Origin of the sequence: Fusobacterium ulcerans ATCC 49185 (genome assembly GCF_900683735.1) — a bacterium.
Lineage (GTDB): Bacteria > Fusobacteriota > Fusobacteriia > Fusobacteriales > Fusobacteriaceae > Fusobacterium_A > Fusobacterium_A ulcerans_A.
In genome coordinates this window covers 1,140,390-1,152,511 of record NZ_LR215979.1, presented here as the reverse complement: position 1 = coordinate 1,152,511, position 12,122 = coordinate 1,140,390, and the positions used below count along the sequence as shown (strand labels likewise).

Genomic DNA, 12,122 nt, shown 5'->3' with positions numbered 1-12,122 from the left:
AAGAAGAGGTCATTGAAATAAAAAAGTGTAAAGAAATTCAACTCATTTACACTTTTTACATTAGATTTTTTATTCCTAATTATTTTTTCAATAAACTTCTTAAAATAATAATAGACTGCCCCTGAATAAGAGCAGCCTAATATTTTAATAATTAGTTTAATTAGAATTTGTAATTGAATCTTACTCCATATTTGATTGATGAATCTTTTTTATGATTTTCATCTGCTGCCTCCACTTCAAATGTTACTCCCATGTGGTTAGCCTTTTCTATTGTAAGTCCAACTTTTCCTGTCAGTTTTCCTTCTCTTTCTTCTGGAGTTATCAGACTGTAATATCCCTCTTCTCCATTTTTAAGTCTTGCTTTGTTTCCATCATAGTTATCTCCAAATTCATATGCATATTTCACATCTGCTGTTACTTTTACTGAGATGTCATTTCCTGCATAGATTCTTTGGGATGCCTTCACTCCTGCTCCAGTCTGTGCGCTTAAGTAGTCATTATCTTTAATCTGTACTTCAAGTCCGCCTTTGCTTCCTGCGCTTTCTTTAAAGTCATCTACTTTTCCATATTCCAAATCTAAATCAGCATATACATCCAACTGTCTAGACAAGTCTGTATAGATAACTTTTGTAAGCCTGTTATCCAGTGCTACAGAGTAAGTATTGTATTCTCCTTTATTCTCATAAGTCGTATCCAACTCAAGCTTTCTCTTGGCAATATGTCTATTGTATCCAAGCTCTATTCTTGACAGCCATGATACTTTATGTTCCTCACTTAGATTTTTAACTCTGTGTGCTCCTACTCTTAATGAGTACACATCCTCTTTTGATCCACCATCATCAAAGTCAAACTTCGATCCTGCAAATCCTATTGTATATCCATATTTGCTTCCATACTCTGCTCCTTCTTTTTCTTTCATATATAGAAGTCCCATTACCTTGTAATCATATTCATCTATTCCTAATGTAGAATCTCTATATTTTCCATCAGTATAGATCACACTGTATTTACTGCTGTCTTTAGTCAGATTATATGAAGATTCAAGTTCATAGAAAGAGTTATCAAAGGCCTGATTGATATCCTGCATTCTGCTTTGAATAGTTGCATAAATATCCCCTCTTGTTTCAGCAAGAGTTCTTGAAGCTTCTCTTTCAAAGTCCTCACCAGAGAAGTCATTTAAGTAAGCATTTAATTTCTTTAGAATTTCAGCATCTCTTCCATTTCCACCACTATTTTCAAGAATATTATCTAAACCTTTATGCAGAGCATCAAATTGTTCTCCAATTACTATATCTGCATATGGCCTTTTGGCAATAGCAAGGTCTCCATTGCTTGTCACTTTGGCTACAAATAGAGGTGATGTTACAGGAACAAGCTTGTTTCCAGTGACTGTCCCAGCTGCTGTATTTACAAAGTTTTTCATCAAATATGTTATTCCATTTCCTGTTGTAGCAAAGTTTGACATAATATTAACTTCTCCACTTACACTTGAAGCACTGAATAATGGTATTCCTGTTGTAACATCTACATAAGCACCATCTATTATCAGAATTCCATCAGTAGTTAAAGTACCTCCAACAGATACATATTTATCATTTATCTTTATATTTCCTGCTGAATCTATTTCTATTGCTCCAACATTTGCTGCCCCTACTCCAGAAGTACTTCTATCTGTTCCAGTTCCAGTAACTGTTATAAGCCCACTGTTTGTAACTTTTCCATTCCCCTCTATTCCTATACCATTGAGTACATTAATTGTCCCTTTGTTAATAAGTTCAGCTCCTGTATTTACATACATTCCTGTTCCTTCATTTACATTGATTACTCCAGAAAGAGAGTTGATTATTTTTGCACCACCATATGCTGCCATTCCTACAGTTGGGCTTTTACAAGCTGCTAAAGTGTTTCCTAGATTAATAGTTCCTTTATTTTCAGCAGTTCCTTTATCTTGAACCAGTATCCCTATTCCACCATTATCTACATTGATAGTTCCTTCATTTGTAAATGATGTTGTTGAACCTGCTACATATACTCCAACTGAATGATCATGATTTATAGTTATAACTCCTGATGAAGTATTTATTCCTGTACTTCCACCATTTAGATATATTCCTATAGAATTTTCATGTTTTTCCAAATTAGCATGATCTCCATTTACATTTGTAGATCCAACTATTATATTTCCAGAATTACTTACTATGTTTTCTCCAGATGAGAATATACCTACTGCTGCCATCTGTAAATTCATATCAGCATTATTAGTAATTGTTGCTGAATGTCCTTTTGTCTGTTTTAAGTAGATTCCATATCCATTTTCTCCTACTGACCAGCTACCTGCTGATGTTGAAATTATTCCTGTTCCATCTGTTTTATAGATTCCTACTGATGCTGTAGAAGCTTTATTTGCTATTGTCATAGTTCCTGTATATGCTACATTTCCATTACCTTCACTTGCAATACCTATACTTGTATTTGCACCAATACCCATGTTTCCTGTTACTACTGAGTTCATTCCTTTTGCATATACCCCTATTGCATTGTCAGTTCCTACTGTAATGTTTGACATATCAGCAGTTATAGTCCCACCAGTTCCTTCTCCATAGATTCCAAGACCATTATTTCCAACAGTCATTATCTCTATTCCAGTTCCTTGAGTTATTACACTTCCCACTGTCATATCTTTTCCAAAGACTCCTATACTATAGTTTCCTACTGAAAGATTTCCATTTCCTATGTATGAACCTCCATTTATTGAAACTCCTATTGATGATGTTGATTTATTTACACATGTTGAAGAATCTAAAACAGTTATACTTCCTATTGTTCTAATTAAACTATCTTCTCCATATACACCAATATTTTCATTTCCATCAACTAAAACATTTCCATTTATTGTAAGATTAGAGCCTTTCTTTGCCATAGCTCCTATTTGATTAATTGAACCTGATCCTCCAATAGAAATTCCTCCAGCTGTTGTTCCTGTTGAATCATTCAATACCATTCCTATTGTATAGCTTCCTGTTTGTGTAATTACTGGGGCAGTTCCGATAGAAGATACTTCATCATAATAAGCTCCTATTGAGTATTGTGATGAATTTCCTGCCTGAACATTTATTGGTGTTCCTGTAAATACAGGAGCTGCATTTTTAACAAATACTCCTAATCCACCATTCTGAACATTTATTGTTGCTCCAGTACTAGTTACAGTTCCACCATCTGCTACTAATCCTATCTTATTATTTGCTGTGATATTTCCTGCAAAACTTAAATTAGCTCCATTGGAATACATATATACACCATTGGCTCCAACATTTATATTTGCTGCATTAGGAACTGTTATTGTTGTTCCAGCTCCTTCGGCATATACTCCTATTCCACCATTTCCTGCTGTTATTGTTGTTGCTCCAGCAAGAGTTATATTTGCTCCATTATCAGCTACTATCCCTATAGCACTTTTAATTGCATTAGAATCCCCTACTGAAATTGATCCTGTAATTGTTGAAGTTGTTGTTCCAGTTGCAACTACTCCTACTCCTGCTTCACCAAGTGTAATTGTTCCAGCATTTATTGCAATAGTTCCTATATCTTCAAGAATTACCCCTGTATTTCCTGTTCCACCAGTAGAAGTTATACTGTTTGATAGAAGCCCACTTGTTGCACCTTTAAGGTATACTCCTATTCCATCTGTTCCTGTCATTTTCATATTATCATTTTGGACTGATGTAAGAACTCCATTATGAATAGAATATATCCCTATTCCATCTGTTCCTACATTGATGTTTCCAGTATTTACTACATCTGCTATATCAGTATATATTCCTATTGATGGTTCTGATGTTCCAGATGATTTTCCAGAAATAGTGATAGTGTTAAAGTTATTTACTGTTATAGCAGCTCCTGGCACTCCTGCTCCTGCTTTAACTGCAGCTAACCCTATTCCACCACTGCTTGCTGTAATTATTCCACTATTTGTTATACTCTGTACTGCTATAGAAGAACTGCTGTATTGCCCAAGAAGACCAGTTCCACCTTCACCTACTGTGATATTTCCTGATGAAATAAAGCTTCCATCAGTTGTTGCTGCAAGTGATCCAGATCCACTAAGTGTAATATTACTTCCAATATTTAAAGTTCCACCATTATTGTATATTCCTATTCCGCCACCAGTTCCAAAATTAAATGCTAAGTTTCCACTTAAACCTAAGTTTGCTGTTCCCTGCTCTACATATATTCCAGTTCCACCATTACTTATATTTAATGTTGAAGTTCCTGTTGTCAAAGTAGTTCCATTTTTTACATATATTCCTATTCCGCCTTCAGTAGTTACAGTTCCATTATGGTTAAGAGTCATTCCAACTCCACCTAGATATATTCCCACTCCATTTTTAGCATTTACACTTACATTGTTCATAGTGTATGTACCAGTTATACCTGCATCAAATAGAACTCCTACTGATGTTCCTGAATTATTTGTTCCTGTTGTTATATTTGCACCATTAAATGTTACTGTGCTATCAAGAAGATATGCACCTACTGAATCCTGTCCAGTTGTTACATTTCCTGATATTACTGAACCATTTTTAGCTGCAACTCCTACTGCTCCTGTTCCTGCTACATTTACTGCAAAATCTATCTTAGCATTCTCTCCAAATACTCCTACTCCTCCTGAACCTATATTCAAAGTTCCAGCAGTTATTTTATTAGCATCTGTATCTTTTAAATAGATTCCTACTGCATTTGATGTGATACTTCCTCCAGTTCCATCAAAGCTGTTTCCTCCACCATCTACATATACTCCTGTTCCTGTTGTTGCTGTTATTGTTCCTGTATTCTTTCCTGAACTTGTTCCAGCACCTGCTACATACATTCCAAGATTATTTCCTACAATGATTATATTTTTATTTTCCACAGTAGCTATGTCTCCAGCAACATCTGTTTTAGCTGCCATTCCTGCTGAGGATGTTCCTGCTGCTCCAGTTAAGTTAATAGTTCCAGCATTTACTCCAGTTCCTTTTCCAGTATATATCCCTATGTTATCTGTCCCAGTCATAGTTATATTTCCATTTGAAGTAAGTGTTGAATTACCTCCCACATATGAAGCTATATTATTTGAAGTAGTTGAATTTATATTTTTAGTATTTACAAGATTTATTCCATCTGCTGCATATATTCCTATACTTTTATTTCCTGTAAGCTCAATTTCAGAGCCATTTGTCACAGTTCCTGAAGCTGTTCCCTTACTATAGTATACTCCTATGTTATCAACTGCAGCTGTATTATTTATAGTGATTTTTCCTCCAGATGCATAAGCGCCATCAGCAAGATACATTCCTGTTCCTTTATCTGTATCTGTCTTAAGAGTTAGTCCTACAGCACCTATTGTTACAGCTCCTTTACTTCCATATACTCCTACTGCACCTGCTCCTGATGCACCTCTGGCAGTTACAGTTCCTGTTATACTTGATCCATCCTCAATAAATACTCCTGTTGTTTTTACTCCATCAGCTGTTACATTTACATTTAAAGTATTATTTCCTTTAGAATAAATACCCACTGCTTCATTTGTAACAACAACTTGTCCTGTTGCTCCATTAAATGTACTTCCAGTACCAGCATTTTCAAGATAAATTCCTACAGTTTTATTTCCTGCTGTTGTTGGAGTTCCCATTCCATCTATTGTTACAGTTTTACCTGCATCTATTCCAACTGTTGCATCTTTCCCATAAACATAAATATTTTTATTTTCATTATTATTTAAAAAAGTCAAATTACTTTTAAGATTTACTGCTGCATTTTCTGCAAAAACTCCAACACTTGACTTACCAGCAAATGTTATGTTATTTCCAGTATTAAGTTCAGCTATTGCACCAGATTTTACATAGATACCTGTAGAGCCATCTACATTTAGTTTAATTGCTCCTATATTTGTAGCTTTGTTATTAGTTCCCTCTGCATACATACCTATTTGAGAAGAATCTCTTACTTCAATAATTCCAGCTATATCATTAATAATATTAGCAGTTTTAGTATACATACCTACTGCACCTGTTTTTCCAGATGTAAGATCAATAGTTCCTGTATTTGTTCCTGTTTGAGTCGAATTTCCTTTTACAAAAATACCTACTCCTTCTTTACCTATATTTAAAATTCCAGAAGAAGTAATATTCATATTTTCTACATATATAGCTGTTCCTTTATCAAGAGCTGAAGCATTTACAGCTACACCTATAGTTTTGCTTTCTGTTCCCAAATCTCCTTTATAGAAAATACCAGTTTTTCCAAGAATTCCAGCATTATTTGATGTAAGAGTAACAGATGTTGCACTTATATCTGAAGTACCATCAGCCATAACTCCTACTCCATCTGCTCCTAAATCAAGAATTCCGAGGTCTGTTATTCTACTTCCTTCTGTTGCATAAATTGCTACTCCCCCATCTCCTACAGATATTTTTCCAAGATTTGAAATAGTAGCTTTTTTTCCATAAATACCTACAGCAGCATTTGAGCTATCTGAAGAACCAACTGTTATTACTCCATTAACTGTATTTGTTACAACAGCATCAGTATTTAATCCAGAAGCCTTATTATTATGTGCATAAATACCTATTGTTCCAATTCCATCAAGTGTTATATTTTTGTCATTAATAATATTAACTTTTCCCTGATCAGTAAGACTGGCTCCAAATTCATTTACTATCACAGTTCCTATTGGAGCTTCTCTATATGCCATTCCTAAAATACCAATAGATCTATTTCCTCCTACTTCAATAGTTCCAGCATTATCAACTTTACTTCCATTAACAGCATATACTCCTACCGCCTCATTATTTACAACATTACTTCCTTTTTCTACTTCTACTTTAGAACCTGCATCAAGCTTAATTTCTCCAAAGTTCATATATAAACCGATAGCTCCAGCACCACTGTCTGTTCTGTCTGCTATTACTTTAGAACCAGTTGCTAGATTAATCTGTGTGTCGCTGACACCAGAAGCTGATGAACTGGAATTCATTTCAAGTCCTACTACCTGCCCTTTGAAATATGCAGTTGCTTCAGCACTGTTAATTGCTGCATTTACTTCTATTCCTCCAGTCACATTTAATTTAAGTCTTTGTCCTAAAAATCTTTTATAATAAAAGTATCCATTTGAGTCTGGATCAGGATCAGCTTTGTCTATATTAGTATCAATATTCAAAGTTCCACCATCAACTGCAGCTATCTTGTACTTATCATGTATTCCATCATCAGTTATATTGATAGCTCCACCTAGAGCAGTAATTATACTGCTTTTTAAATTATTAACTGACAATGCTGTTGATACATTTTTTAAATTTACAGCAGTAACATCATCAGAAACTATATGTATTTCTGATCCAGTTAATGTTAAAGGATTTGCTAAATTAAAATCCAAGTCAAAAGCAACAGAATTTCCATCTAATACAAGCTTTCCATTTGTTAAATTAACAGTACCTGTACCATCTGAATATACTGCATAACCATTATTTACATAAATAGTTGATCCTGAAATATCTATATTTCCAGAGTTTATTGAAGCTACTCCTGCTGCTCCATTTACTACTTTTATATAATTATTTTTTCCATTGATAACTCCATTGTCAGCCATTAATGCAAGACCTCTGTATTGACCAGAAGCATCCCCTAGTTCCATTCCTGTCACTTCAATATCAGGAGATGTTAAACTTCCAATAATTCCAGAATTATTCATGCTTATCGTTCCAGTATTAGATGCATATGCTGCTAAGATATTATTTTGATTTCCTGTTGTTGCTCCTGTTACTTTTAGTCCTAATAATTTTACATTATTAGTTACATTTATTGTTCCATTGTCAGCAAAAAGTATAACTGTATTTGCTACATTTCCTGTTGTTGTAACTTTTCCTACTCCAGCAGTATAATCTTTCGCATAGATGGCTAAGTTTCCAGTTCCATCAGTAAGATCAACACTTCCTGTTGTTGTAACATTTCCTTCTCTTGCAAATATACCAATATTATTTGTTCCACCATTTATTTTTATATATCCAGATCCTAGATTCAAGTTTGGATTTGCAGCTGTTATAGCCCAGTTGCTTGTCTGTCCTCCTCCAGTAAATGACCATGTATAAGCAGCTTTTTTTTGTGGAGCTACTCCTATATTCCCATTAGTTTTATCATGTATAACTATTCCATGTGAAGTAAGATTTATATCTCTATATGACAAAATACCTACACTTCCATCTACAGTATTTGTAGAAGTATTTCCACTCCAGTAGTCAGTTATTGATTCTCCACCATTAGTGTCATTTTCATCTATACTTATACTTTTGTTACCAGTATTTATTCCACCAATGTCTACATGGAAGTTTCCTGTAATATTAGATGAATTAAATTCTGATAATACATACAATCCAATACTTTCATCACCATATAACTGTATAGGCTTTCTATCTGTTCCATCCATAAAGTCCATCTGCAGAACACCTCGGCTAGCTCCTGAAACATTCCATGATAAAAACTGTCCATATACACCTATTGAATGTTTTCCTGTCATTTCAATGACACCTTTATTTACTACAAAATTTTCAGAAGAATTACAATAAGTTGTTGCCCCACCTCTTCTATACCAACCATTATTGATTGTAAATACTCCTGTATTTTGTGTAGAAGTATTTATTTCTCCCTTATTATACATAACATATTGAGCTTTATTAGCCTGCTGTTCTGAGGAAACTACAAAAACAGAGTTATATCCATCATATATTGTTCCTCCACTTTTATATGGTCTAATTTGTATTTTTCCTGTATTTATTACTATTCCACTTGTTAAAGCACTTGTATGATGATACATATTTGTCAGATTTAGATTTCCACCTTCCAAAGCTATATCATTACTGTTTACCCATGCTATTGCTCTTGCTGTATTTGTTGTATAGTTTGCTATTACATCATCCCATGCTGGCAGAACAGCTGCTGTAGCTGCTGTAGCTCCAGCTCCATCTGATGCTATTTTATCCACAGTATTAACTAGATGTGTTCTTATAGTTCCATGAGCTATTGAAGCATGTATATCCATGTGAAGAAATTCTCCCAGATATACAGTAGAAGAATCACTTTCTCTGGCAACTCTAAATTTTCCATTGTTAAAAGTAAGAGCTTGTCCTCCTACTATTCTCTGCACAGAAGCACTGTCAGCATAAGCATTAGCATAGGAAATAGCATATTTATCTCCAACAGTTCCAGCATTTACTATACTTCCAGCAGCTGAGTTTGCTCCCACTCCTATTGCCCCTACTTTTGCAAAAGCATAGGCTTTATAATTACTATAACTGTATCTAAATGAGTTATTAGCTGTAGTAGTAGCAGTTCCATAAGATCCCCCAGCAGTTGTTATTCCATAAGGAGTAAGAATCTCTCTTTTTACCATAAAAGTTCCATCTATTACAGATACTGCTGAAATTATTCCATTCTGTATTCTTGCACTGCTTCCTGCTCCTCCTGGTACTGCATCTACTTCTACATATGCTCCATTACCATTAGACATAGAAACAAAATTTATTGAAGGCATACTAGGTAATGATATTACTGGACTGCTTGGTGCTTCTGGTACTGAAATATAACTTGGATCATATCCTCCAGGTGCAGTTGGTGCAGTTACTGTTATTTCTTTATCACTTGGTGTTGTTGTTGGTATTATCACTGGAGTTGAAACTGCTATTTTATCTACAGCATCTGGTGTTGTTACTGTTAATAATATTCCCACTGGTGCTGATGGTGGTACTACTGTTGGAGGTGTTACTGTTGATATTGTAATTGGAGAAATATTTACCGTTCCAGGTAATGCTCCTAAATTAACAGTAGGTTCTGAAATATTTATCGAAACTTCTGGGTTAACCTCTGGTAAAATTGGTTCTACTGGTATTATATTAGCTCCCAGATTTATCTCTTCTCTAAATACCTCATTATCAACAGCTACTCCATTTCCAGCCATTATTTTATCTTTTCCAATGTTTCCAGAAGATCTAAACAGACTTCTTCCACTTCTTGTTCCATAGTGTTTATTGATTGCATCTATAGTTTCTGCAAACTCTTTATCTGTTCTGTCTTTCATTTTTCCACTATCTAAATATTGATATGAAAGAAATACCTGTGTACTGTTGAATAGAGGTTTTGAATAAAAATCTCCTTTTCTTACAAGTTCCACAAAATCTGAATTATATTCTTTTATTAATCTTTCATTTTCTGCTATTTTTCTTTTTATTTCTTCTCGTTCTGTTTGTATCCTAGTTAAAAGATCGCTTTTAGTTTCCTGTATTTCCTCTGCTGTTATTCCTGCACCTAAAGATATTCCTCCTGTTATCATGAAGGCTATCAAAAGCGAAAGAGAATAACTGACCTTTCTTTTCAAAAATCTCTTTAGAGATTTTTCAATGTCGTTCTTTCTCATAAAATCTTTCCCCCTATTTAATTTCCTGCTCTTACTTTCTGTTCCATTCTATCTAATCTGCTCAAGTATTCATTAAGCTTCTCATTTTCAAGTAAGAGTAGTTCAATCTCATTATTATTTGAATTAAACTGATCATATACTTTATCAAATTTTTGACTTAAAAATACTCTGTTTTCATCAGGTTCCATTCCCAAAGCTTCTTCAAGTTTCATAATTTCTTCTTCTTCCATTTTTAAGAATGCCATTCTTTCTTTTCCTATTTCAAAAGCTGCTCCAGCTGCTGCTATTCTAGCTTCAGGATTATTTTCACTTCTGAATACTTTTTCTTCTAGAGATTCATTCATATCTCTTCTGATGTCTTCTAATATTTTCTTTCCTTTTTTCTCTTCAGCTTTTTCTGCTGCTATTCTAGCTTTTTCCTCTTCTGCTTTTGCTTTTTCAGCATCTTCAATAGCTTTTTGTTTTGCCTTTTCCTCTGCCTGTATTTCTCTTCTTATCTGTTCAAGAACTTTTTTTCCCTCTTTTTCACTTATTTCTTGTGAATAAAGCGCTGTTGCCAAACAAGATAATAATAAAAATAACCCCAGTGTTTTTTTCATATTTCTTTCCTCCTCAAGAATAAATTACTTTTTAAAATATTACATTTTTTGAAAATAAAAATATCTCCTCCCCTTTTTAATAAAAATGACAAACAAATATTCTAAAAATATGGTTTATAAAAGTAAATAACAATATTTTTAGTAAATATAATTTGTTATCATTATCTATTATTTAAGAAGATTATAACATACTTACTACTTTTTACACAATAAAAAAAATAGTTACATACCTTTTAATTGTTAACATTAAATTAAAAAGATATACAACTATTTTTATAATAAATGAAATTTTTATAATTAAAGAAATCTAATAACTTTTTATTTTAATTATTCTTGCCATATTTTATTTAAAAATAAAATAATTTTTGCTAAAATAAAAATTAAAAAGAATAAAATTAAATAAAGTAATTATAAGAAACTTGATATAAATTTTAAGAAAAGGTTATTGAAATAAAAAGACAGAGAATTTTTTTCTCTGCCTCTCCATTATTTAAATATTTTTTAGACATTCTAAATTTTACTGTCTTTTTAGGATAAATTGTCATCAATTCTCTAGTTGATGGATTAGATATTACTCTTTGGTTTCTTGAAAATATTTCAAATATTCCTTTTTCTACAAATTTTACTTCCCCATCTTTCAACAAAGCTTCTTGTAACGTTTCAAGAAATCTATTTACTTCATTTTCTGCTTCTTTTAAAGTAATCTCTTTTGAATTCATCTCTCTATATATCTTTGCAAACTGTTTTTTATTCATTTACATCACCATTTTTATTTATAAAATCTTCAAATCCTAATCCTATCCTAAATTTTATTACCTCTTTAGGCTTTGTATAAAATACTTCTTCAAAATTTGGCATTATAACTTTTCTTGATTTTACCTCTTTCTTTTCAAAAGTTCCCCAGCCTTTGAACAACACTTTTTTATCTTCATCTAATGCTTTTAAAAGTACATTCCAGAATAGATTTATTTTATTTTTTATTTCTTTAGAATTTTTAACATTATTTCTTTCTCTATAAAACTTTATAAATTCCTTCTCTGTCATAATATTCCTCCTTTCCAGCAATTAAAATTCATGCTTTA

General features: G+C 33.0%; 4 protein-coding genes. All 4 read right to left on the bottom strand.

The window, feature by feature from the left end:
- Positions 1-160: 160 nt before the first annotated feature.
- A complete protein-coding gene (locus E0E45_RS05170) occupies positions 161-10,441 on the bottom strand; it encodes an autotransporter-associated N-terminal domain-containing protein (RefSeq protein WP_130890189.1) in 10,281 nt (3,426 codons plus the stop codon).
- A gap of 17 nt (positions 10,442-10,458) precedes the next feature.
- Positions 10,459-11,040 carry a hypothetical protein gene (locus E0E45_RS05165; protein WP_130890188.1) on the bottom strand — a complete coding sequence of 194 codons (582 nt, stop codon included), beginning with the start codon at positions 11,038-11,040 and terminating at the stop codon, positions 10,459-10,461.
- Positions 11,041-11,471: 431 nt separating this feature from the next.
- Entirely contained in the window at positions 11,472-11,795 is a 324-nt protein-coding gene (locus tag E0E45_RS05160; protein ID WP_130890187.1) for an HU family DNA-binding protein, read from the bottom strand.
- The gene (locus tag E0E45_RS05155) at positions 11,788-12,084 is read right to left on the bottom strand and encodes an HU family DNA-binding protein (protein WP_130890186.1); all 297 of its coding nucleotides are present in this window, start codon (positions 12,082-12,084) and stop codon (positions 11,788-11,790) included. Before E0E45_RS05155 ends, E0E45_RS05160 begins: the two co-directional genes overlap by 8 nt.
- Positions 12,085-12,122: the final 38 nt, after the last annotated feature.